We start from the raw sequence: 21,373 nt of genomic DNA, 5'->3' as shown, positions 1-21,373 counted from the left end.
GCGGCGCGCGGGATCAGTCGCGCAGAAGCTCGTTGATCCCGACCTTGGAGCGGGTCTGCTCGTCCACGCGCTTCACGATCACCGCGCAGTAGAGGTTCACACCGTTCTTCGACGGCATGGAGCCCGAGACGACCACCGAATAGGGCGGCACCTCGCCATAGGTGAACTCGCCCGTCTCGCGGTCGACGATCTTGGTGGACTTGCCGATATAGACGCCCATGCCGAGGACGGCGCCTTCGCGCACGATGCAGCCCTCGACCACCTCGGACCGCGCCCCGATGAAGCAATTGTCCTCGATGATGGTGGGCCCGGCCTGCATCGGCTCCAGCACGCCGCCGATGCCGACGCCGCCCGAGAGGTGCACGTTCTTGCCGATCTGCGCGCAGGAGCCGACCGTGGCCCAGGTGTCGACCATCGTGCCCTCGTCCACATAGGCGCCGAGATTGACGAAAGACGGCATCAGCACGACGCCGGGCGCGATGAAGGCCGATTTGCGCACGATGCAATTGGGAACAGCGCGGAAGCCCGCCTCTTTCCAGTCCTTCTTCTTCCAGCCCTCGAACTTGCTGTCGACCTTATCCCACCAGGTGCCGCCCTGCGGTCCGCCGGAATGCTTTTCCATGTCCTTGATGCGGAAGCCCAGGAGCACGGCCTTCTTGGCCCATTGGTTGACGTGCCAGTCGCCGCTTTCCAGCTTCTCGGCGACGCGCAGCTTGCCCGAATCGAGCGCCTCCAGCGTCTCTTCGATGGCATCACGGGTCTCGCCCTTGGTGTCGGGCGTGATGTCGGCGCGCGCCTCCCAGGCGCTCTCGATGGCAGCTTCGAGCTGGGCGATATCCATGGGCCTTGGTTCCTTCGCTGTCGTTTCGGGTTGCGCCCTCTTAGCGCGCGGCTCGGCCCAAGGAAAGCCGCTCTGCAGGTGCTGGCGGGCGCCGCCGATCCGGGCTAGGTCTGCCAAGCACATCACTGCCGGAGGCCCGATGAAGGATAACCGCAAGAGCCAGTTCCGCGATGCGGGCCGGGATCGCAAGACCGCTTCCGAAGTTCCGGACACGCCGCAGACGCGGTCTCCGGCCTACAGGCTCGCCTTCACCGATCACGAGTTCATGGTCCGCCCCGAGCTGCGCCCGGTCCGGCTGCAGCTGGAGCTTCTCAAGACCGAGATGCTGCTCGACGAGGCCGGGATCGAGACCACCGTGGTGATGTTCGGCGGCGCGCGCATCCCCGCGCCCGAGCGCAAGCACAAGGCCCGCACCGAGACGCTGGCCGATCTGTCGCGCTATTACGAGGAAGCGCGCAAGTTCGCGCGCGTCCTGACGGAGCAGTCGCTCAAGGCCCATGGCGGCAGCGATGCGGTGGTTACCGGCGGCGGTCCGGGCGTGATGGAGGCAGGAAACCGCGGCGCGGAGGAGGCGGGCGGACGGTCCGTCGGGCTGAATATCGTGCTGCCGCACGAACAGGCACCGAACTCCTATGTGACGCCGGAGCTGACCTTCAATTTCCACTACTTCGCGATCCGCAAGATGCACTTCCTGATGCGGGCGCGGGCGATCTGCGTGTTCCCGGGCGGGTTCGGCACGCTCGACGAGCTGTTCGAGGCGCTGACGCTGATCCAGACGGGCCGGATGAACCGCGTGCCGGTGCTGCTTTTCGGCGAGGCGTTCTGGCGCTCGATCGTCAACTGGGAGGCGCTCGCGGAGGCGGGCACGATCGGCGCCGATGATCTCGAGCTTTTCCGCTTCGTGGAGACCGCCGACGAGGCGCTGGAGGAAATCGCCAAATGGCCGGTCGAGCCCGCGCGCGACCGGCTTCCGCCGCGCTGAGGCGCTGACGCGCGGGCCGGGCCCGGGCGCAGCAGCGGACCCGCGCTGCGCCCCTTTCCCCTTCACGCGGGCTGCGTTAGATAGCGTCGCAATTCAAGACCGGGCGGTATGTCTCCGTCCGGCCAACAGCACAGGAGCCGATCAAATGGGCTACAAAGTTGCCGTCGTAGGCGCCACGGGCAATGTGGGCCGCGAAATGCTGAACATCCTCGCGGAGCGGGAATTCCCGGTCGACGAGCTGGCCGCGCTGGCCTCGCGCCGGTCGCTCGGCACCGAGGTGAGCTTCGGCGATGCGACCCACAAGACGCAGGATCTCGACACGTTCGATTTCACCGGCTGGGACATCGCGCTCTTCGCCATCGGGTCCGACGCGACGAAGAAATACGCCCCGAAGGCGGCCAAGGCGGGCTGCATCGTGATCGATAATTCCTCGCTCTACCGCTACGACCCGGACGTGCCGCTGGTGGTGCCGGAAGTGAACCCCGAGGCGGTCGAGGGCTATGCCAAGAAGAACATCATCGCCAACCCGAACTGCTCCACCGCGCAGATGGTCGTGGCGCTGAAGCCGATCCATGACCGCGCGAAGATCAAGCGCGTGGTGGTCTCGACCTACCAGTCGGTGTCGGGCTCCGGCAAGGAGGCGATGGACGAGCTGTGGAACCAGACCAAGGCTGTCTACAACCCGACCGACAGCGTGCCGCCGAAGGTCTATCCCAAGCAGATCGCCTTCAACGTGATCCCGCATATCGACGTCTTCCTCGAGGACGGCTCCACCAAGGAAGAGTGGAAGATGGTCGCCGAGACCAAGAAGATCGTCGATGCCTCGATCAAGGTCACCGCGACCTGCGTGCGCGTGCCGGTCTTCGTGGGCCACGCGGAATCGATCAATATCGAGACCGAGGAACATCTCGATGAGGACGAGGCCCGCGATATCCTGCGCGAGGCGCCCGGCATCATGGTGATCGACAAGCGCGAGGACGGCGGCTACGTCACGCCGATCGAATGCGTCGGCGATTACGCGACCTTCATCAGCCGCATCCGGCAGGATTCCACGATCGACAACGGCCTGAACCTGTGGTGCGTGTCGGACAACCTGCGCAAGGGCGCGGCGCTCAACGCTGTGCAGATCGCCGAGACGCTGGGCAACCGGGTGCTGAAGAAGGGCTAATCGTCCTCGATCACCTGGAAATCGTCATCATCCGCATCGCCGCCGCCGTCCCACATCCGGGGCGGCGGCGTTTGCGTGTCGAGAAGCCGGGCCGCGAGATGGTGATGCGCGTGCCCGGGAAAGGGCGCGCCGTAGCGGCGCATCAGCGCCCCGCAGGAATGACCGAGCTCGGAGGCCTTGCAAAGGCGCAGGCCCTCGGGATGGGAATGGAGCGCGAGGCCGCCGCCGGCCTCGTGCAGCGCGTAGCCTTTGGCGCGCAGCCGCGCGGTCAGCTCGTCCCAGCTTCGCGCCGCCGCGAAATCCCGCGCGAGGAGGACCCGCAAGGGGCCGAGGAGCTGCTCATCCGCCCGGTTGGGCGTCTTCGCCGGGCAGGCCCTGCGGCGCAGATCGGCGGCCAGCGCCCGCCGGATCAGATCCCCGGGCGAGATATCGGCGGCCCGCGCGGCCTGTTCCGTCGCGCGGCGCAGATCAGGGGGCAGGAAAAGGTCGAAACGCTCCATGCCCGAAAGCTACGCGCGCTGCCGTTAAGAGATGGTAACCACAAGGCCACAATCTGGAGAAAAGGTCCGACCCGGTCCTAATTCTGCCCCGAATCAGCGGCATAGTGAAAAAAACAAAATACCGAGGCAGATCATGCACCTTGCAAACAATTCCGAAGCCGCATCCCACGCCCTGCCACCGCGCCTCGATTGCGAGACCGCCGCGCTGGTCCGTGGTTTTCTCAGGCCGATCTTCGAGCGCGCCCAGACCTGGGCCGATCTGGTCGCCGCGCTTTCGGCGCGGGGCTACGACCTCGTCTTCCGGGAGGGTCGCCTCGTGATCCTGTCGCATGACGATGGCCGGCCGCTTTGCACCGGTCGCGATCTGGGCGAACCCCTGGCCGATCTTGCCGCGCGCTTCGGGCGTCTGCAGCTCAAGACCGGCCGCGATGGCCGGTCCGGCTGGATCGCCTGACCCGGCCGCTCAGACCGCCGCGTAGACCCCCCGGGCCGGATCGAACTGCTCCAGGCTGCCTTCGGCGATATCGGTCCACAGGCCGTGCAGCGACAACGCGCCCGACTCGACCGCGCTCTTGACGAAAGGGAAGGTCATCAGGTTGTCGAGCGACACGAGCACCGCTTCCTTTTCCAGCGCCCGCGCCGCACCCGCTTCGTCCACCTCGCGCGCCTGAACGCGGTCGAAGCCCGGTCGCAGGATATCCATCCAGCGCCCCACGAAACTGGTCTTCTCCTCGAGCGCCGGGGCCTTGCCGTTGCACATGTCGAGGCAACCCTGAACCCCGCCGCAGCTCGAATGGCCAAGCACGATCAGGTGCGACACGTGCAGCGCCGTCACCGCGTATTCGACCGCCGCCGAGGTGCCGTGCTGGTTGCCGTCGGGCTCGTAGGGCGGCACGAGATTGGCGATGTTGCGATGGATGAAGAACTCGCCCTGATCCGCGCCGAAGATCGAGGTGACATGCACCCGGCTGTCGCAGCAGGAGATCACCATCGCCCGCGGCCGCTGTCCTTCCACCGCAAGCCTGCGATACCACGCGCTGTTGTCCGCATAGGCCGTGGCCTTCCAGCCGTGATAGCGCGTGACGAGGTAGCTCGGCAGGGGGCGGACGAACTGCATGCGGGTCTCCGAAGGCTTCATCCTCTTCGGATAAGGGCGATTTGAACGAAATTCGAGGGAAAAGGCATGCGGCCCGAAACCTTTTCTGAAGGACGTTGTGGCAGGGTGATGCCCGGGTGAAAGGGGTAATTGGATGAAGGAAGCCATGTCATGGCACCGATCAGTATGCTCGCGCCGCAGGAACCTGCGCGACTGGATATCGAAATTCTCTCCGATCTTTACGGAGATATGGGGCCATCGGCGGCGGAAGAAGCGGTCTGCCGCGCGATGGAGGAACTGGCCCTGCGCCTTGCCGAGGCCGAGCGCGCCTTTCGCGGCGACGATTGGCTGGAGCTCGGCAACGGCCTGCGCCGCGTGACCGCCATCGCCCGGCAGATCGGCATGGTGGGCCTCGTGCGCGTCGCCCGCGATTGCCGCGCCTGCCTTGAGGCGGGCGACAGCGTGGCCCTGGCCGCGACGCTCGCGCGGCTGCTGCGCACTGGTGAAAAGTCGCTCCTGGCCCTGTGGGACCGTCCCGGCCTGCTTCCCTGACGGAACCGGCCGCGCATCGGCGCGTGAGCGGGGCAAACGAGGCCTTGTCGCGCTGCCTGTAGGAGTTAGGCTCCGGACCAACAGGCACCGCAGGTCCGGGGATATCATGACGCTTCGTTTCGCCACAGCCGCCGAGGGCGCGCTCGACCTTCATGTTCTCGAACAGGGCGCCGTGGACGCCTGGCTTTCCGATCAGCCGGATCATGTCGCGGCCTGGGTCCGGGCGAGCGGCTTCGAGGGGGGCATCGGCGACACACTGGTGATCCCGGGCCCGGACGGCGGGCCGACCGCGGGTCTCGCGGGCTATGGCAATGCAGCGGCGCGCGCGCGGGTCCGGTTCACGCTCGCGGCAGCCGCACCGCGCCTGCAGGATCAGACATGGCGCATCGCCTCCGGTCTGCCCGGGCAAGACGCCGAGCGCGAGGCGCTGGGCTGGTTGCTGACGGGCTACGGGTTCTCGCGCTACCGCGACCAGACCGCCAAGACCGGCGCGCTCGTCGCGCCCGAGGGGATCGATGCGGACCGGGTCGAGATTCTCGCCGCCGCCGAAGTTCTGACGCGCGATCTCATCAACACGCCCGCGGCGGATATGGGGCCCGAGGCGCTGGAAGAGGCGGTCTGGGACCTCGCCCGCGATCACGACGCGCATGTGGAGGTGATCGCCGGGCAGGGCCTGCTCGATCACAATCTGCCGATGATCCACGCGGTCGGGCGCGCCGCGAAGGACGACCCGCGGCTGATCGACATGACATGGGGCGATACGGGTCCGCACCTCGTCCTCGTCGGCAAGGGCGTGTGTTTCGACACGGGCGGACTGAACCTCAAGCCGGGCGCCTCGATGGGCCTGATGAAGAAGGACATGGGCGGTGCCGCGGCGGTGCTGGGGCTGGCCAAGGCGATCATGGCGCTCGAGCTGAAGCTGCGGCTGCGCGTGCTGATCCCGGCGGTGGAGAACTCGGTCGCGGGCAACAGTTTCCGCCCGCAGGATATCCTGCATTCGCGCAAGGGCCTGACGGTCGAGATCAACAACACCGATGCCGAGGGCCGTCTGGTGCTCGCGGATGCGCTGGCCCTCGCGGACGAGACCGCGCCGGACCTGATCCTGTCGATGGCCACGCTGACGGGTGCCGCGCGCGTCGCGGTCGGGCCGGATATCGCGCCGTTCTTCGCCACCGACGACGCCCTGGCCCGCGCGTTCGAGGCGGCCGCGCCGGGGGCCGCCGATCCGGTCTGGCGCCTGCCGTTCCACGACCCCTATGAGCCCCTGATCGAACCCGGCATCGCCGATCTCGACAATGCGCCCAAGGGCGGCTTCGCGGGTGCGATCACCGCCGCGCTGTTCCTGCGTCGCTTCGTGACCGAGACGCCGCGCTACGCGCATTTCGACATCTATGGCTGGCAACCGCAGGCGGCGCCTGGGCGCACCAAGGGTGGGATCGGTCAGGGTGCGCGGAGCATTCTCGCCGCGCTGCCTGAGATCCTCGACCTGTGAGCGGGCGCGCGCCAGAAGCCGCGCTGCCGGACCGTCGGATGCTGCCGGCCAATGGCCGCGTCGCCGCTGCCGCGCTCGAAGGGCAGGTGGCGGCGGAGCGGTTCGTCGCGGGCGAGCCGCGCCGCGTCATCGCTCCGGTCGCCGATCTGCGGCGCAGTCCCGGCGGTGCGCGCGACCGCCAGCTCCTGATGGGGACGTCGGTCACCCTCTTTGAGGCCCGGGAAGGCTGGGCCTTCGTGCAAGCGCGGGCCGATGGCTATGTGGGCTATGTGGACGTGACTGCGCTGGGCCCCGACCATCCCGTCACGCACCGGCTCGCCACCCGCGCGAGCCATGCCTATGAGGCGCCCTCGATCAAGGCGCCGGAACGCGCGGCCCTGAGCCTCGGGGCGTTGCTGGCCGTTTCCCGGACCGACGGCGCCTTTGCCGAGACCGAAGCGGGCTGGGTCCCGCGCGCGCATCTCGAACCATGCGACTTGCGTCACCCCGACCCTGTCGCGGTCGCCGAGCGGCTTCTCGGAACCCCCTACCTCTGGGGTGGAAATTCCGCGTCCGGGATCGATTGCTCGGGGCTAATCCAGATCGCCTGCCGGTTCGCCGGGCTCGACTGCCCGGGCGACAGCGACTTGCAGGAGGCGGCTTTCGCGCCGCACCGCACCGAAGACGCGCCGCGCCGGGGCGATCTGCTGTTCTGGCGGGGTCATGTCGCCTGGGTTTCGGGGCCCGACACGATCCTGCATGCCAATGCCCATCACATGGCGGTCGCGTATGAAGGGCTGGCCGCGGCCACCGCGCGGATCGCCGCCCAGGGGGACGGGCCGGTGACCTCCCATGTCAGGCTGCAGGGTACGGGGTACGCGTGACCGCGGCTCCCTTCGAGGCGCTCAGCGTCTGCCGCGCCTTGGCGGGAGCCGATGGCGTGGGGACGGATCGGGTGGAGGTGCCGCGCTTCGCTCCGTTGGGCGGCACGGCCTGGCTCGGGCACCCGATCCCGTTCGCGCTGCTTTCAGCGATGACCACGTGAACTCAATCATTAGGTAATGATTGAGGAACGATCCTAGTTAAGATCGTTCAGCGACTTCCCGCAAAATCAGATCGCGCGGATCAGTTTGCGCTCCAGCACGCGCAGCACGGCTTTCAGGTCATGCCCGCGCTTCAGGATTTGCCCGTCCATTCCCACGACCGAATACATGCCCTGCTTGTTGCGCAGTTTCGGCCGTTTTTCGATGCGGTAGAGCGGCTGTTCGGCCGAGCGGCGAAAGATCGAGAAGATCGCGGCGTCCCGCAGGGCGGAGATGCCGTAATCGCGCCATTCGCCCGCGGCCACCATGCGGCCGTAGAGCGACAGGATCTCGTTCAACTCGATCCGATGAAACATGACCGTCTCGGTCTGCTCCGGCCGGTGCGGAAAGGGCGTGAGCGAATTCATGCCTCAAAGGTGCGGTGCGGCGGGTCCGAAATCAAGGCTTTTGCGCGGATCAGAGATGTGTCCGCGAATGCCGCCTGTCCTGCGGCTCCAGATGCGGGCAGGCGTTGAACTGGGCCAGCGCGAGACCCGAGGGCATGATCTGCAACCGGTGCACAGACGTGTTCTCGATCGAGAGGCACATCAGCGCGAAAGCCTCGATATCGAGGCGCAGCGCGATGCGTATGGCCATGCCGATCACGCCGCCCGAGGTGACCGCGATGGTCGGACCGCGGCCCGCCGCCAGATCGCTGAGCACCTCGGCAACGCGCGTCTCGAACGCCTCGAAGGGCTCCGGCGCCGCGCTGATGTCGCCGCGCGACCAAGCGGCGAACATGCGCGGCAGATGGGTCAGGAATTCGGGGCGGTCCTGCGGCATGGCAACGCCATGCTCGGCCTCGAAGGCCTGCGCGAGCGTGAAATATTCCAGCTCGTTGAGCCGGGGGTCTTGAGCGGGGGCGGTCTCGGCGACCGCCATTTCCGCCAGGGTCTCCGATTGCCGCTGCAACGTGCCCGAGACCGCGTGCGAGAACCGCTCGCCGCTGCCTTTCAGATGCGCACCGAGCCAGCGCGCCTGCGCCCGGCCAAGATCGCTGAGGCGATCGTATTCCGCCTCGTCGCGGGCGGCGGAATTGGCCTGGCCGTGACGGACCAGCAGGATTTGCGACATGGGGCAGGCTCCGGAAACGTAACCCGGTCCTAGCCCCGATCAGGGCCGACGGAAAGGCGCGTATAGGCCCAAAGTCCTACAGACTTTCGTCGCGGGCTTTGGAAGGCTTGGGGTCTGCACACCTTGCGCGTCCGGAGGTGCCGCCGGTCGCAACGGCGGTCACGACGACCGACCCGCATCTCGAGGAGCCAAACATGTGCCAGGTTTATGCCGGACAGGATCGTGACCGATACCGATCCACCACGCGGCGGGTCCGCATCAACGGTCAATCCACCTCGATCCGCCTCGAGAACGCCTTCTGGGACACCCTCGACGAGATCGCGGACGGCGAGGGCATCACCACCCCGATCTTCCTGTCGAAACTGCATGCGGAGGTGCTGGAAAAGCAGGGCGAGCCGGAAAATTTCTCGTCGCTTCTGCGCACGACCTGCCTGATCTATGCCAGCCGCTCCGCCATCCCTGACCGGATCGTGTTCGCCGCGGAATGAAAAGAGCGCGCGTGTAGTAAAGGTCTACTACCCGCCCCGTGCCGCGATTCCATAGCCTTTCCCTAAGTCGCGACAATTTACCAAGGGAGGCTTCATGGCCAAGGCCATTCACAGCATGATTCGCGTCCTCGACGAGGACCGTTCGGTGGCATTCTACAAAAAGGCATTCGGTCTCGAGGTCGCCGACAGGCTCGATTTCGACGATTTCACGCTGATCTACATGTCGAATGACGAGCAGGAATTCGAACTCGAACTGACGGTCAACAAGGGCCAGACCGAGGCCTACGATCTCGGCAATGGCTACGGTCACCTGGCCGTGTCCGTGGCCGATCTCGATTCCGAACATGCCCGCTTCGAGGCCGAGGGGCTGAGCCCCCGCAAGCTGGTGGAATTCGCGCCCGGCGGCACGCTGGTCGGACGCTTCTTCTTCGTGGCGGACCCCGATGGCTACCAGATCGAGGTGCTGGAACGCTCGGGCCGCTTCAAGTGAGACAAATCTGAAAGGGGCCGCGCATAGGGCGCGGCCCTTCTCGCATTCGATATCGGTGAAAAGGGAGGACATCTGATGACCGATACACCAACCATCCGCACGCTCACGCGGCGGCAGCTGCTGTCGCGCGGTGTCGCGGCGGGCGCGGGCCTTGTCGTGGGCTCGGGTTTCGTGGCGGGCAGCGATGCCGCCTGGGCCACCGAGATGAACGCGCTCAAGCCCGATACGATGGCCACGCTGATCCAGATGGCGCGCGACATCTACCCGCATGACAAGGTGGGCGACCAATATTACGCCGCCGCAGTCAAGGGCTACGACGTGCCGGACGAGGTCGATTTCGCCGAGGCCGGCATCGAGTTGCTGAACGAGAAGGCGCAGGTCACGGGCGCGGGCCGTTATCTCGATATCGGTTGGGAGGCCGAGCGCGTGGCGGTGCTGCGCACGATCGAGGACACCCCGTTCTTCCAGCGTATTCGCGGCGGGCTGGTCACCGGCCTCTACAACCAGAAAGCCGTCTGGCCGATCTTCGGCTACGAGGGCGAGTCCTACAGCCAGGGCGGGTACATGTACCGCGGCTTCGATGACATTTCGTGGATTTGAGGCGGGGAGGACAGAACAATGACAGCACCTTTTGACAAGAACGACGACAGCGTCGTCGTCATCATCGGAACCGGCGCGGGCGGTGGCGTTCTGGCGAACGAACTCGCCAAGAAGGGCGTGAGCGTCGTCGCGCTGGAAGCCGGCGGGCGCTATCTGCCCGAGGATTACGTCAACGACGAATGGGACAGTTTCGGCCAGCTCGCCTGGCTCGATCCGCGCACCACGTCGGGCGACTGGCGCGTGGCCAAGGACTTCTCGGGGCTGCCCGCATGGATCGTGAAGGCGGTGGGCGGCACCACCACGCACTGGGCGGGCGCGAGCCTGCGCTTCCAGGAGCACGAGTGGAAGGCGCTCACCAGCTATGGCGAGGTCGAGGGCGCGAGCCTGCTCGACTGGCCCATCGACGCCGCCGAAATGGCGCCCTGGTACGATCTGGCCGAGAAGAAGCTGGGTGTCACGCGCACCAACGGCATTCCGGGCCTGCCCGGGAACAACAACTACAAGGTCTTCGAGGCCGGTGCGAAGAAGCTCGGCTACGAAAAGGTCCATACCGGCAACATGGCCATCAACAGCGAAGAGCGTGACGGCCGCATGGCCTGCCAGCAGACCGGTTTCTGCTTTCAGGGCTGCAAATGGGGCGCCAAGTGGTCCTCAGCCTATACGGACATCCCGGCGGGCGAGGCCACCGGCAACCTCGAGGTGCGCGAGCGGTCCCACGTGGCCCGGATCCTGCACAACGAGGCCGGCAAGGTCACCGGCGTCGAGTATTTCGACGCGGACGGCAACCTGCAGATGCAGAAGGCGCGCATCGTCGCCGTTGCGGGCAACTCCTTCGAAAGCCCGCGGATGCTGCTCAACTCCGCCTCCTCGATGTTCCCGGACGGGCTTGCCAACTCCTCGGGGCAGGTCGGGCGCAACTACATGCGGCACATGACCGGGTCGGTCTACGCGACCTTCGAGCAGCCGGTGCGCATGTGGCGCGGCACGACCATGGCGGGCATCATCCAGGACGAGGCGCGGCACGATCCCTCGCGCGGCTTCGTCGGGGGCTACGAGCTCGAGACGCTCGCGCTGGGCCTGCCCTTCATGGCGGCCTTCCTCAATCCCGGGGCCTGGGGCCGCGAGTTCACCACTGCGCTCGACAGCTACGAGAACATGGCGGGCATGTGGATCGTGGGCGAGGACATGCCGCAGGAAGGCAACGGCGTCACCCTGTCCGAGACCAAGGACCAGTACGGCCTGCCGGTGGCCAACGTGCATTTCGACGATCACCCCAACGACATCGCGATGCGCAACCACGCCTATGACCGAGGCCGCGCGGTCTATGACGCGGTGGGGGCGACCCGGACCATGCCGACGCCGCCCTATCCCTCGACGCACAACCTCGGCACCAACCGGATGTCGGCGAATGCGCAGGACGGCGTGGTCAACAAGTGGGGTCAGACCCACGACATCGAGAACCTGTTCATTTCGGACGGCTCGCAATTCACCACCGGTGCGGCGGAAAATCCGACGCTGACCATCGTGGCGCTGGCGATCCGGCAGGCCGATCACATCGCCCGCGAGATGTCGGCCCAGAACCTCTGAGCGCGGCTTTCGCGAAACACCAGAAAGGCGCGCCCCCGGGCGCGCCTTTTTTCATGGGCGCGCAGGGCGCAAATCTTGGTCAACAGGTCGGAATTGGGGGGCGTCCCGGCGCCGGCTCTGGCATAGAAGGGGGCAGGCACAGGGAGACACGACATGGCCGAGACGATCCGCTTCACGCTTGATGGCGACACGGTCGAGGCGCCGAAGGGCACGACGATCTGGGAAGCGGCGCATGGACGCGGCCTCAGGATCCCGCATCTCTGTCACCGGCCCGAACCGGGGTACAAACCCGACGGCAATTGCCGCGCCTGCATGGTCGAGGTCGAGGGCGAGCGCATTCTTGTCGCCTCCTGCATCCGCGAGGCCGCCGAGGGCATGGAGGTGCGCAGCGCCAGCCCGCGGGCGCAAAGCGCGCGGAAGATGGTCATCGAGATGCTGATGGCCGATCAGCCCGAGCGGGACGCGGCCCACGACCGGTCCTCGCATTTCTGGGACATGGCCGATGCGGTGGGCGTCAGCGAAAGCCGCCTGCCGACGATGGAGCCCGACCGCATCCCGCTCCTCGACGACAGCCACGTCGCCATGCGCGTCAATCTCGACGCCTGCATCCAGTGCAACCTGTGCGTCCGGGCCTGCCGCGACGTGCAGGTCAACGACGTGCTCGGCATGGGCGGACGCGGGCACGACGCCTTCCCGGTCTTCGACCAGGACGATCCGATGGGGGCCTCGACCTGCGTGGCCTGCGGCGAATGCGTGCAGGCCTGCCCCACGGGCGCGCTGATGCCCGCGTCGGAACTCAACGCCGCGCAGGAAGGCGACAGCCGCGATTTCGACGCCGAGGTCAAATCGGTCTGCCCGTTCTGCGGCGTGGGCTGCCAAGTGTCGATCAAGGTCAAGGACGGCGCGGTCAAGCGCGTGGACGGCATCAACGGACCGGCCAACGAAGGCCGGCTCTGCGTCAAGGGCCGCTTCGGCTTCGACTACATCCAGCATCCCGACCGCCTGACCAAGCCGCTGATCCGCCGTGAGGACGCGCCGGACAAGGGGCTGAATGTCGACCCGTCGAACCCCTGGACGCATTTCCGCGAGGCCAGCTGGGACGAGGCGCTCGACGTGGCCGCGCGCGGGCTTGTCGATCTGCGGTCCTATTTCGGCGGGCAATCCGTGGCGGGCTTCGGGTCGGCCAAATGCACCAACGAAGAGGCCTATCTCTTCCAGAAATTCATCCGGCAGGGCTTCAAGCACAACAACGTCGATCACTGCACGCGGCTTTGCCACGCGTCCTCGGTCGCCGCGCTGATGGAGAACGTGGGCTCGGGCGCCGTGACCGCCAGCTTCCGCGAGATCGAGAATGCGGATGTCGCCATCGTCATCGGCGCCAATCCGACGGAAAACCACCCGGTCGCCGCCACCTATTTCAAACAATTCGCCAAGCGCGGCGGCAACCTGATCGTCATGGATCCGCGGCTGCAGAACGGGCTGAAGCGGCATGCCACCCATAACCTGCAGTTCAAGCCAGGCTCGGACGTCGCGCTCGTGAACGCGATCTGCAACGTGATCGTCGAGGAAAAGCTCTACGACCGGCAATATATCCAGGGCTTCACCGAGGGCTTCTTCGAGTATCGCGACCATATCCGCGCCTTCCCGCCTGAGAAGATGTCCGAGATCTGCGGCGTCGACCCGGACACGATCCGCGCCGTGGCCCGCGATTTCGCGGGCGCGCAGCGGGGCATGATCTTCTGGGGCATGGGCGTGTCTCAGCACATCCACGGCACCGACAATGCCCGCTGCCTGATCTCGCTCGCGCTGCTTTGCGGCCATGTGGGGCGGCCGGGCACCGGCCTGCACCCCCTGCGCGGGCAGAACAACGTGCAGGGTGCCTCCGATGCGGGGCTGATCCCGCATGTGATGCCGGATTACCAGACCGTCACCGACACCCATGTGCGCGATCTTTTCCGCCATATCTGGCAGGGCACCGAGATCGACGCGGCCCCGGGCCTTACCGTCGTGGAGATCATGGACCGCGTCTATCGCGGCTCGATCCGCGGCATGTACGTGCTGGGCGAAAACCCGGCCATGTCCGACCCGGATGTGGAACACGCGCGCAAGGCGCTGGCCAAGCTCGATTGCCTCGTCGTGCAGGACATCTTCCTGACCGAGACGGCGATGTTCGCCGACGTGATCCTCCCGGCCTCGGCCTTGTTCGAGAAGACCGGCACCGTGACCAACACCAACCGCACCGTACAGGTGGTGCGCGCCGCGACCGAGCCGCCGGCAGAGGCGCGGCAGGACTGGGAGATCCTCGTCGATCTGGCGCGGCGGATCGGGCTCGATTGGGATTACGACGACCCGCGCGAGGTCTTCGACGAGATGAAGATGTCGATGCGCTCCCTGCATCACATCACTTGGAAGCGGCTCGAAAAGGAAGGCGCCGTGACCTATCCGTGCAAGGGGCCGGAGGATCCGGGCGCCTCGGTGGTCTTCGGCGACGGTTTCCCGCGCCGGGCGGGCCGGGCGCAGTTCACGCCCGCGCGCGTGACGCCGCCCGCCGAGAGCCCGGACAAGGAGTACCCTATGATCCTGATCACCGGGCGGCAGCTGGAACACTGGCACACGGGCTCGATGACGCGGCGGTCGGTGACGCTCGACAACGTGGAGCCCGAGGCGACCTGTTCGCTGCATCCCTCGACGCTACGGCGCATGGGCGTGCCCGAGGGCGGACGCGTGCGGCTGACCACCCGGCGCGGTTCCATCGCGATGCTGGCGCGGGCGGACCGGAACGTGGCGCCCGAGACGGCCTTCATCCCGTTTGCCTTCGTCGAGGCCGCGGCGAACGTGCTGACCAACCCGCAGCTCGATCCATTCGGCAAGATCCCGGAGTTCAAGTATTCCGCGGTGCGGATCGAGGCTGAGACGGAGAGCCGGGTCGCGGCGGAATAGACGCGAGCGCCGGGCCGTCGGGCCGGGCGCCGCCTCCGGCGGGCTTCGGATTTGATACTGGGTTCGGTGTGGCGCTCGCTTCGCGAACCGTTCCTTCGGCTCGCGGGATGTCCCCGCACATGACGCGCGGCGAAACCTCAGGTGATTCGCGCAAAAAGACCGCCAAACGGGCCTGGCCCGGCTCTTTTCCGCGCCCGCGAACACCCGGCAATTCCGGCATTAATTTAATGAACGTTCAATTTTTTTCCACCGCGACGCCAAGGGACTTGACCCAAAGGGCCGCGCCGGACCTAATGTGCGAAGAGCCTTGGAGGAGGCGATGTTCCCGCCGCGGCGGGACACACCGAAAAAGGCCCGAAACAAGGGCTGCCGGGAGGAAACGCTTTGACACAGTCGACCGAGGGCGCAGCCGAATTGCGCTCCGTGCCTGCCCTGTTGCACCGCAACGCGACCCGCTTCGGGGCGCGACCGGCCTTCCGCGAGAAGGAGTTCGGCATCTGGCAGACCTGGACCTGGTCGGAGACCGAGCGCGAGATCGAAGCCTTCGCGCTGGGCTTGCTGGATATGGGCGTGGCGCCGGGCGATTTCGTCGCGATCATCGGGCGCAACCGGCCGTCGCTTTACTGGTCGATGGTGTCGATCCAGTCCGTGGGCGCGGTGCCCGTGCCGCTTTATCAGGACGCCGTGGCCGAAGAGATGGCCTATGTGCTCGATCATTGCGGCGCGAAGCTGGTGATCGCGGAAGACCAGGAACAGGTGGACAAGGTCCTCGAGATCGAGGACCGGCTGCCCGAGTTCCACCGCATGATCTATCTCGATCCCCGCGGCATGCGGAAATACGACCACACCACCCTGTCCTCGTTTGCCGAGGTGCAGGAAACCGGGCGCAATGCCAGCGCCGAGCAGAAGGCGGAGCTTGAGAAGCGGCGCGGTGGGCTCGGCTACGACGACACCTGCGTGATGCTCTATACCTCGGGCACCACCGGAAAGCCCAAGGGCGTGGTGCTGTCCAACCGCAACATCATCGAGACCGCGAAGGCCTCCTGCGAATTCGATCACCTGACCGAGCGCGAGGAGATCCTCGCCTACCTGCCGATGGCCTGGGTCGGCGATTTCATCTTCTCGGTCGGGCAGGCCTATTGGGCGGGGTTCTGCGTGAACTGCCCCGAAAGCCCGGACACGATGATGACCGACCTGCGCGAAATCGCGCCGACCTATTACTTCGCGCCGCCACGCGTCTTCGAGACGCAGCTGACGCAGATCATGATCCGGATGGAGGATGCCGGACCGCTCAAGCGGAAGATGTTCCATTACTTCATGGATCACGCGCGCCGCGTCGGTCCCAAAATCCTCGACGGCGAAAGCGTGAGCCTCGGCGACCGGCTGAAATACCGGCTCGGCGAGTTTTTGGTCTATGGGCCTCTGAAGAACGCGCTGGGCTTTTCCCGCGTCCGCGTGGGCTACACCGCGGGCGAAGCCATCGGCCCCGAGATCTTCGATTTCTACCGGGCGCTCGGCATCAATCTGAAACAGCTTTACGGCCAGACCGAGGCGTCGGTCTTCATCACCCAGCAGCCCGACGGCGAGGTGCGGTCAGACACGGTGGGTGTGCCCTCTCCGGGCGTCGAGATCCGCATCGCGGAAAACGGCGAGGTGTTCTACCGCTCGCCCGGCGTCTTCGTGGAGTACTTCAAGAACGCCGAGTCGACCGCGGGAACCAAGGACGCGGAAGGCTGGGTCGCCACGGGCGATGCGGGCTTCATCGAGGAAGACACCGGCCACCTGCGCATCATCGACCGCGCCAAGGATGTGGGCAAGATGGCCGACGGCGCGCTGTTTGCGCCGAAATACGTCGAGAACAAGCTCAAGTTCTATCCCAACATCCTCGAGGCGGTGGTCTTCGGGGCGAACCGGGATCGCTGCGTCGCCTTCATCAACATCGACCTCGCCGCCGTGGGCAACTGGGCCGAGCGCAACAACATCGCCTATGCCTCCTATCAGGAGCTGGCGCAGAACAAGCAGGTGCTCGACACGATCCAGGCCCATGTGGAGGAGGTCAACGCCAGCGTCGCGCAGGACGACATGCTGTCCGGCTGCCAGATCCACCGCTTCTTCGTGCTGCACAAGGAACTGGACGCGGACGATGGCGAGCTGACCCGCACCCGCAAAGTCCGCCGCAAGATCATCGAAGAGAAGTTCGCCGATCTGGTCGAAGGTCTCTATGCCAACGAGGACAGCGTCTACACCGAGACGGAAGTAACCTACGAGGATGGCCGCAAGGGCAAGATCAAGGCGACGCTCTATGCCCGCGCGCCGAAGGTCGTGCCGGTCGAGACCAAGACGCTGGAGGCGGCGGAGTGACCGCAAGGATGCCCGCCTCTCGCGCCGCCTGCAAAGCCGCGATCGCGGCCCTTTGCGCCGCCGCGACGATCGCGCCCGCCACGCAAGGGCGGGCCAGCGCCGGCATCGAGGCGAGTTGGACGCAGCTCATGGATCAATGCATCGCCTATATCGACGGTGAAGAGATCGCCCCCGGCGCCATCGGCCCCGAGATCGAGAATGGTTTCGGTCCCGACGGCATCGAACGGCGCGTGCATGCCGGGCCGCATGATCTGCGCCTGCGCTTCGGGGCAAGCGACGTGGCCGTGCCGAAAAACGCGCGCCATTGCCTGGTCTGGACCAAGGACGCGATGCCGACAGAGGCGCTCGAGGCGCTGCATGCGGCGACGATGGCGCGGTACGACGAGCTGATCGCGGAGGGCTGGACGCTCGGCGACTTCACCTTCGACGATGCGCCGTATCTCGAAAAGGACATCCACGAGCGCCGGCCCAGCGGCTGTCTGGCCGCAAGCCGGATCAATATCGAGTGGGCACCCGGCACGGCCAGCTTCTACGCGCGGCTGATCGGCATGAACTGCGCCACCACCACCACGGACAAAGGCTAGGGCATGAAGGATACCGAGGGCTACATCACGCCGGATGGCCGCCAGATCGGCGGCGTCCTGATGGAGATGAAGAACATCACCCTGCGTTTCGGCGGCGTGGTGGCCATCAACGACATTTCCTTCGACGTGCGCGAGGGCGAGATCCGCGCGATCATCGGGCCGAACGGGGCGGGCAAGTCCTCGATGCTGAACATCATCTCGGGCTTCTACACGCCATCCGAGGGCGAGGTCTTCTACAAGGGCGAAAAGCGCCCGCCGATGAAGCCCTTCGAAGTCGCCCGCATGGGCGTCGCGCGGACCTTCCAGAACATCGCGCTTTTCGAGGGGATGACCGTGCTCGACAACGTCATGACCGGGCGGCTTACCCATATGAATGCGGGCGTGCTCAGCCAGGCGCTCTGGTGGGGGAAGGCGCGCGACGAGGAGATGGAGAACCGCGAGGTGGTCGAGAAGGTGATCGACTTCCTCGAGATCCAGAACATCCGCAAGACGCCGGTGGGCCGTCTGCCCTACGGTCTGAAAAAGCGCGTCGAACTGGCCCGCGCGCTGGCCGCCGAGCCCTCGATCCTGCTGCTCGACGAGCCGATGGCGGGCATGAATGTCGAGGAGAAGGAGGACATGTCCCGCTTCATCCTCGACGTGAACGACGAGTTCGGCACCACCATCGCGCTGATCGAGCACGACATGGGTGTGGTCATGGACATTTCGGACCGCGTCGTGGTGATGGATTACGGCAAGAAGATCGGCGACGGCACGCCCGACGAGGTGCGCAACAACCAGGACGTGATCGACGCCTATCTCGGGGTGGCGCATTGATGGCCGCCGTCGTGCGCAGCCTGGCAATTCGTCGGTGCCAGGACGGGCGCACCGACATCGCGACTGCGTCGCGGGTCGCATCGCGGCCCGGCCTGCCGGGTCTGAGGCCCGATTTCACCCCATTCCAAGAACCCTCGGATCTCATTCGGGACGGGAGATAACATGCTCTACGACTACTTCATCGCCCCCTTCGTCGACATGTTCGCGGCGCCGGATTTCCTGATGCAGGTGCTCTGGGAGGGGCTCGTATCGGGCATCCTCTACGCGCTCATCGCACTGGGCTTCGTGCTGATCTTCCGCTCGTCGCGGATCTTCAACTTCGCGCAGGGCATCATGGTGGTGTTCGCGGCGCTGACGCTGGTGGGCCTCCATGCCCTGGGCGTTCCCGCCTGGATTTCGGTGGGCCTGACGCTCGTGGTGATGTTTGGCCTTGCGGTGACTATCGAGCGGGTGGTGCTGCGCCCGCTCGTGGGTCAGCCCGACATCATCCTCTTCATGGCGACGATCGGCATCACGCTGTTCCTGATCGGCGCGGGCGAGACGATCTTCGGCGGCGAGAACAAGGTGATGATCACCGAGGAGCTGGGCATCCCCACCGGGGATTACGTGCTGGAGCCCTTCGGCGGCCTGCTGATCCTGCAGCATCTCGACATAACCGTGGTCATCGTGGCGACGCTTCTGGTGCTCGCGCTGCTTGCCTTCCTGAATTACACGCAGATGGGCCGCGCGATCCGGGCCTTGGGCGACGATCACCAGGCGGCGCTGTCGGTGGGCATCTCGTTGCAGACGATCTGGGTTCTCGTCTGGTTCATCGCGGGCATCATCGCGCTGGTGACCGGCATTGCCTGGGGGGCCCGCGCAGGCGTGAGCTTCGCGCTTGAGGTGATCGCCTACAAGGCGCTGCCCGTGCTGATGCTGGGCGGGCTCGAGAGCATCACCGGCGCCATCGTCGGCGGCCTGATGATCGGTATGCTCGAGAAACTCTTCGAGATCTACTGGGGCCAGCCCTTCCTCGGCGGCAATACCGAGACGTGGTTCGCCTTCGTGCTGGCGCTGATCGTGCTCCTGTTCCGTCCGCAGGGCCTCTTCGGGGAGCGGATCATTGAACGGGTTTAGCGAGGCTCGCGCAATGGGACGGGAATGTGTTAAGGACGTTGCGTGCGCTGCCGAAATCGCGCGTGGGTCCAACCCCCAGAATGGAAGGCGCAGGGCCTCGACATGGATACGAGATCGCCTGAACCGGACACTTTCCTGCAGCGGAGCCGCCGAGGGCTCTGGTATTTCCTGCTTTGCGGTCTCGGCGCGATCTGGGCGGTGGGCTTTCTGGTCTACGGCACGCTCGCCCTCATCGAATGGGCCGGGGACGGCTGGTCGCTGCACCGCGAATTCGGGCGCGTCATCCGCATCCTCGTCGCGTTCATCCTCTTCGGCGGGGGCGCTGCCGTGGCGCTGTGGTCCTACAGCCAGACCCGAACGGACCGCGACAGGCACGCAGAGCCGCCCGAGCCCGAGACGGATGCCGCAGGTGACGCGGATCCCGACGACCTGCCGAACTGACCGGCCGGCCGCCGCATTCGGCCCCGCCGTGCCGATCCGGCCCGCCATCCTTTCCGCCGCCCACGCAAACTGACGCAGGACGCGCCCCATGCTTTACCGCACCGCTGGACAATTCAAGACAAGCTACAAGGCCGACCAGGCCCTATTCCCGGTCCGGCAGGACGCCGTTCTGCTGATCGCGATCCTGATCGTGGCCTACGTGATCTTCCCGCTCATCGCCTCGGAATTCGCCTACCAGACGCTTCTGATCCCCGTGATGATCTATGCGCTGGCGGCGATGGGGCTCAATATCCTGACGGGCTATGCCGGGCAGCTCTCGCTGGGCACCGGCGCGTTCATGGGTGTGGGGGCCTATGCCTGCTACAAGCTCATCACGATCTTCCCGTGGATGAACCCCATCGTGGCGATCCTGTTCTCGGGTGTCTTCTCGGCGGGGATCGGCGTGGCCTTCGGCATTCCTTCCCTGCGGATCAAGGGGTTCTATCTGGCCATCGCGACGCTGGCTGCGCAGTTCTTCCTGGTCTGGCTGTTCGAGAAATGGGCGTGGCTCTACAATTACAACGCCTCCGGAGCCATCCAGGTGCCCAATACGGAAATGTTCGGCATCTACCTGACCGGACCGCTGGCCAGCTCGGTCACGCAATATTACCTCGTCCTGGTGATCGTGTCCTTCATGACGATGCTCTGCATCAATCTCACCCGCGGCAATCTGGGCCGGACCTGGAAGGCGACGCGGGACATGGATATAGCGGCCGAGCTCATCGGCATCAACCTGATGCGGTCGAAGCTCATCGCGTTTGCGATCTCGTCCTATATCGTGGGTGTCGCCGGCGCGCTATACGTCTTCATGTGGAAGGGTGCGGCCGAGCCCAACCTCTTCGACATTCCGCTCAGCTTCCAGGTTCTGTTCATCGCGATCATCGGCGGGCTGGGTTCGATCCTCGGCAATTACCTGGGCGCGATCCTGATCGTTGGTCTGCCGGTGGTGCTGAACCTGCTTCCCGCCGCTCTGGGCCTCACGATCTCGTCGGCGCTGGTCGAGCATCTCAACATCATGATCGTCGGCTCGCTCATCATCTTTTTCCTGATCGTGGAACCCCACGGTCTGGCACAGCTTTGGCGTCTCATCCGCGAGAAGCTGATCATCTGGCCGTTCCCGCATTAATGTGACCGGGCCGGCCCAA

The 21,373-nt window shown here is 65.9% G+C and carries 23 protein-coding genes; 18 read left to right on the top strand and 5 right to left on the bottom strand.

Annotation, left to right across the window (positions count from 1 at the left end):
* Positions 1 to 13 precede the first annotated feature (13 nt).
* Positions 14 to 841 (bottom strand): 2,3,4,5-tetrahydropyridine-2,6-dicarboxylate N-succinyltransferase, encoded by an 828-nt coding sequence (gene dapD, locus BW990_RS10190; protein ID WP_076447853.1) that lies wholly within the window; start codon positions 839 to 841, stop codon positions 14 to 16.
* A gap of 139 nt (positions 842 to 980) precedes the next feature.
* On the opposite strand from dapD, the gene BW990_RS10185 reads away from it, so the two are divergent.
* Positions 981 to 1,823: an LOG family protein gene (locus BW990_RS10185; RefSeq protein WP_076447851.1), complete on the top strand. Its 843-nt coding sequence runs from the start codon at positions 981 to 983 to the stop codon at positions 1,821 to 1,823.
* A 145-nt stretch (positions 1,824 to 1,968) separates the two neighbouring features.
* The gene (locus tag BW990_RS10180) at positions 1,969 to 2,991 is read left to right on the top strand and encodes an aspartate-semialdehyde dehydrogenase (protein WP_076447848.1); all 1,023 of its coding nucleotides are present in this window, start codon (positions 1,969 to 1,971) and stop codon (positions 2,989 to 2,991) included.
* On the opposite strand, the gene BW990_RS10175 is transcribed toward BW990_RS10180, so the two are convergent.
* Positions 2,988 to 3,491: a hypothetical protein gene (locus tag BW990_RS10175; protein ID WP_076447845.1), complete on the bottom strand. Its 504-nt coding sequence runs from the start codon at positions 3,489 to 3,491 to the stop codon at positions 2,988 to 2,990. The two genes, BW990_RS10180 and BW990_RS10175, sit on opposite strands and share 4 nt — an antisense overlap.
* Before the next feature lie 133 nt (positions 3,492 to 3,624).
* Here BW990_RS10175 and BW990_RS10170 point away from each other — a divergent pair, with 133 nt between their 5' ends.
* A complete protein-coding gene (locus tag BW990_RS10170) occupies positions 3,625 to 3,945 on the top strand; it encodes a hypothetical protein (protein ID WP_076447842.1) in 321 nt (106 codons plus the stop codon).
* Positions 3,946 to 3,954: 9 nt separating this feature from the next.
* Here BW990_RS10170 and BW990_RS10165 read toward each other — a convergent pair whose 3' ends face one another.
* Positions 3,955 to 4,608 (bottom strand): carbonic anhydrase, encoded by a 654-nt coding sequence (locus BW990_RS10165; protein WP_076447839.1) that lies wholly within the window; start codon positions 4,606 to 4,608, stop codon positions 3,955 to 3,957.
* Between the two features lie 150 nt (positions 4,609 to 4,758).
* Between BW990_RS10165 and BW990_RS10160 the strand changes: the two genes are divergently transcribed.
* The 4 genes from BW990_RS10160 to BW990_RS21805 all read left to right on the top strand — a co-directional run bounded on the left by BW990_RS10160 (position 4,759) and on the right by BW990_RS21805 (position 7,655).
* Positions 4,759 to 5,139: a hypothetical protein gene (locus BW990_RS10160; protein WP_076447837.1), complete on the top strand. Its 381-nt coding sequence runs from the start codon at positions 4,759 to 4,761 to the stop codon at positions 5,137 to 5,139.
* Between the two features lie 106 nt (positions 5,140 to 5,245).
* Positions 5,246 to 6,631 (top strand): leucyl aminopeptidase family protein, encoded by a 1,386-nt coding sequence (locus BW990_RS10155; protein ID WP_076447835.1) that lies wholly within the window; start codon positions 5,246 to 5,248, stop codon positions 6,629 to 6,631.
* A 38-nt stretch (positions 6,632 to 6,669) separates the two neighbouring features.
* Positions 6,670 to 7,494 (top strand): C40 family peptidase, encoded by an 825-nt coding sequence (locus BW990_RS10150; RefSeq protein ID WP_143526133.1) that lies wholly within the window; start codon positions 6,670 to 6,672, stop codon positions 7,492 to 7,494.
* Positions 7,491 to 7,655 (top strand): hypothetical protein, encoded by a 165-nt coding sequence (locus BW990_RS21805; protein ID WP_159441624.1) that lies wholly within the window; start codon positions 7,491 to 7,493, stop codon positions 7,653 to 7,655. Before BW990_RS10150 ends, BW990_RS21805 begins: the two co-directional genes overlap by 4 nt.
* A 66-nt stretch (positions 7,656 to 7,721) precedes the next feature.
* Here BW990_RS21805 and BW990_RS10145 read toward each other — a convergent pair whose 3' ends face one another.
* Positions 7,722 to 8,060, bottom strand: a complete 339-nt coding sequence (locus tag BW990_RS10145) for a DUF2794 domain-containing protein (RefSeq protein ID WP_076447833.1) — start codon at positions 8,058 to 8,060, stop codon at positions 7,722 to 7,724.
* A gap of 49 nt (positions 8,061 to 8,109) precedes the next feature.
* Positions 8,110 to 8,766 carry a histidine phosphatase family protein gene (locus tag BW990_RS10140; protein ID WP_076447830.1) on the bottom strand — a complete coding sequence of 219 codons (657 nt, stop codon included), beginning with the start codon at positions 8,764 to 8,766 and terminating at the stop codon, positions 8,110 to 8,112.
* A 194-nt stretch (positions 8,767 to 8,960) separates the two neighbouring features.
* Here BW990_RS10140 and BW990_RS10135 point away from each other — a divergent pair, with 194 nt between their 5' ends.
* From BW990_RS10135 to BW990_RS10085, 11 genes are all read left to right on the top strand, one after another.
* On the top strand, positions 8,961 to 9,254 hold the full coding sequence (locus tag BW990_RS10135) for a ribbon-helix-helix domain-containing protein (RefSeq protein WP_076447827.1): 294 nt from the start codon (positions 8,961 to 8,963) through the stop codon (positions 9,252 to 9,254).
* A 94-nt stretch (positions 9,255 to 9,348) separates the two neighbouring features.
* Positions 9,349 to 9,744, top strand: a complete 396-nt coding sequence (locus tag BW990_RS10130) for a VOC family protein (protein WP_076447825.1) — start codon at positions 9,349 to 9,351, stop codon at positions 9,742 to 9,744.
* A 75-nt stretch (positions 9,745 to 9,819) separates the two neighbouring features.
* On the top strand, positions 9,820 to 10,344 hold the full coding sequence (locus BW990_RS10125) for a Twin-arginine translocation pathway signal (protein WP_076447822.1): 525 nt from the start codon (positions 9,820 to 9,822) through the stop codon (positions 10,342 to 10,344).
* Positions 10,345 to 10,362: 18 nt separating this feature from the next.
* Positions 10,363 to 11,931 carry a GMC family oxidoreductase gene (locus BW990_RS10120; RefSeq protein WP_076447819.1) on the top strand — a complete coding sequence of 523 codons (1,569 nt, stop codon included), beginning with the start codon at positions 10,363 to 10,365 and terminating at the stop codon, positions 11,929 to 11,931.
* A gap of 153 nt (positions 11,932 to 12,084) precedes the next feature.
* A complete protein-coding gene (fdhF, locus tag BW990_RS10115; protein WP_076447816.1) occupies positions 12,085 to 14,871 on the top strand; it encodes a formate dehydrogenase subunit alpha in 2,787 nt (928 codons plus the stop codon).
* 384 nt (positions 14,872 to 15,255) lie between these two features.
* Positions 15,256 to 17,232: an AMP-binding protein gene (locus BW990_RS10110; protein WP_076447814.1), complete on the top strand. Its 1,977-nt coding sequence runs from the start codon at positions 15,256 to 15,258 to the stop codon at positions 17,230 to 17,232.
* 8 nt (positions 17,233 to 17,240) lie between these two features.
* Positions 17,241 to 17,816 (top strand): hypothetical protein, encoded by a 576-nt coding sequence (locus BW990_RS10105; RefSeq protein WP_076447812.1) that lies wholly within the window; start codon positions 17,241 to 17,243, stop codon positions 17,814 to 17,816.
* Positions 17,817 to 17,819: 3 nt separating this feature from the next.
* On the top strand, positions 17,820 to 18,632 hold the full coding sequence (locus tag BW990_RS10100) for an ABC transporter ATP-binding protein (protein WP_076447810.1): 813 nt from the start codon (positions 17,820 to 17,822) through the stop codon (positions 18,630 to 18,632).
* A gap of 162 nt (positions 18,633 to 18,794) precedes the next feature.
* Positions 18,795 to 19,748, top strand: coding sequence for a branched-chain amino acid ABC transporter permease (locus BW990_RS10095; protein ID WP_076447808.1), 954 nt, complete (start codon positions 18,795 to 18,797; stop codon positions 19,746 to 19,748).
* A 102-nt stretch (positions 19,749 to 19,850) separates the two neighbouring features.
* The gene (locus BW990_RS10090; protein ID WP_076447806.1) at positions 19,851 to 20,189 is read left to right on the top strand and encodes a hypothetical protein; all 339 of its coding nucleotides are present in this window, start codon (positions 19,851 to 19,853) and stop codon (positions 20,187 to 20,189) included.
* Positions 20,190 to 20,277: 88 nt separating this feature from the next.
* Entirely contained in the window at positions 20,278 to 21,354 is a 1,077-nt protein-coding gene (locus tag BW990_RS10085; RefSeq protein WP_076447804.1) for a branched-chain amino acid ABC transporter permease, read from the top strand.
* Positions 21,355 to 21,373 lie beyond the last annotated feature (19 nt).

Origin of the sequence: Roseivivax lentus (assembly GCF_900156805.1) — a bacterium.
Classification (GTDB): Bacteria; Pseudomonadota; Alphaproteobacteria; order Rhodobacterales; family Rhodobacteraceae; genus Roseivivax; species Roseivivax lentus.
Note: the sequence above shows the minus strand (reverse complement) of the source record. Positions and strands in the feature narration are given on the sequence as shown.

What these genes read in the sequence shown, in the direction of transcription:
- dapD (WP_076447853.1), bottom strand. Translation starts at nt 841, where the DNA reads ATGGATATCGCCCAGCTCGAAGCTGCCATCGAGAGCGCCTGGGAGGCG.
- BW990_RS10185 (WP_076447851.1), top strand. Translation starts at nt 981, where the DNA reads ATGAAGGATAACCGCAAGAGCCAGTTCCGCGATGCGGGCCGGGATCGC.
- BW990_RS10180 (WP_076447848.1), top strand. Translation starts at nt 1,969, where the DNA reads ATGGGCTACAAAGTTGCCGTCGTAGGCGCCACGGGCAATGTGGGCCGC.
- BW990_RS10175 (WP_076447845.1), bottom strand. Translation starts at nt 3,491, where the DNA reads ATGGAGCGTTTCGACCTTTTCCTGCCCCCTGATCTGCGCCGCGCGACG.
- BW990_RS10170 (WP_076447842.1), top strand. Translation starts at nt 3,625, where the DNA reads ATGCACCTTGCAAACAATTCCGAAGCCGCATCCCACGCCCTGCCACCG.
- BW990_RS10165 (WP_076447839.1), bottom strand. Translation starts at nt 4,608, where the DNA reads ATGCAGTTCGTCCGCCCCCTGCCGAGCTACCTCGTCACGCGCTATCAC.
- BW990_RS10160 (WP_076447837.1), top strand. Translation starts at nt 4,759, where the DNA reads ATGGCACCGATCAGTATGCTCGCGCCGCAGGAACCTGCGCGACTGGAT.
- BW990_RS10155 (WP_076447835.1), top strand. Translation starts at nt 5,246, where the DNA reads ATGACGCTTCGTTTCGCCACAGCCGCCGAGGGCGCGCTCGACCTTCAT.
- BW990_RS10150 (WP_143526133.1), top strand. Translation starts at nt 6,670, where the DNA reads ATGCTGCCGGCCAATGGCCGCGTCGCCGCTGCCGCGCTCGAAGGGCAG.
- BW990_RS10145 (WP_076447833.1), bottom strand. Translation starts at nt 8,060, where the DNA reads ATGAATTCGCTCACGCCCTTTCCGCACCGGCCGGAGCAGACCGAGACG.
- BW990_RS10140 (WP_076447830.1), bottom strand. Translation starts at nt 8,766, where the DNA reads ATGTCGCAAATCCTGCTGGTCCGTCACGGCCAGGCCAATTCCGCCGCC.
- BW990_RS10135 (WP_076447827.1), top strand. Translation starts at nt 8,961, where the DNA reads ATGTGCCAGGTTTATGCCGGACAGGATCGTGACCGATACCGATCCACC.
- BW990_RS10130 (WP_076447825.1), top strand. Translation starts at nt 9,349, where the DNA reads ATGGCCAAGGCCATTCACAGCATGATTCGCGTCCTCGACGAGGACCGT.
- BW990_RS10125 (WP_076447822.1), top strand. Translation starts at nt 9,820, where the DNA reads ATGACCGATACACCAACCATCCGCACGCTCACGCGGCGGCAGCTGCTG.
- BW990_RS10120 (WP_076447819.1), top strand. Translation starts at nt 10,363, where the DNA reads ATGACAGCACCTTTTGACAAGAACGACGACAGCGTCGTCGTCATCATC.
- fdhF (WP_076447816.1), top strand. Translation starts at nt 12,085, where the DNA reads ATGGCCGAGACGATCCGCTTCACGCTTGATGGCGACACGGTCGAGGCG.
- BW990_RS10105 (WP_076447812.1), top strand. Translation starts at nt 17,241, where the DNA reads ATGCCCGCCTCTCGCGCCGCCTGCAAAGCCGCGATCGCGGCCCTTTGC.
- BW990_RS10100 (WP_076447810.1), top strand. Translation starts at nt 17,820, where the DNA reads ATGAAGGATACCGAGGGCTACATCACGCCGGATGGCCGCCAGATCGGC.
- BW990_RS10095 (WP_076447808.1), top strand. Translation starts at nt 18,795, where the DNA reads ATGCTCTACGACTACTTCATCGCCCCCTTCGTCGACATGTTCGCGGCG.
- BW990_RS10090 (WP_076447806.1), top strand. Translation starts at nt 19,851, where the DNA reads ATGGATACGAGATCGCCTGAACCGGACACTTTCCTGCAGCGGAGCCGC.
- BW990_RS10085 (WP_076447804.1), top strand. Translation starts at nt 20,278, where the DNA reads ATGCTTTACCGCACCGCTGGACAATTCAAGACAAGCTACAAGGCCGAC.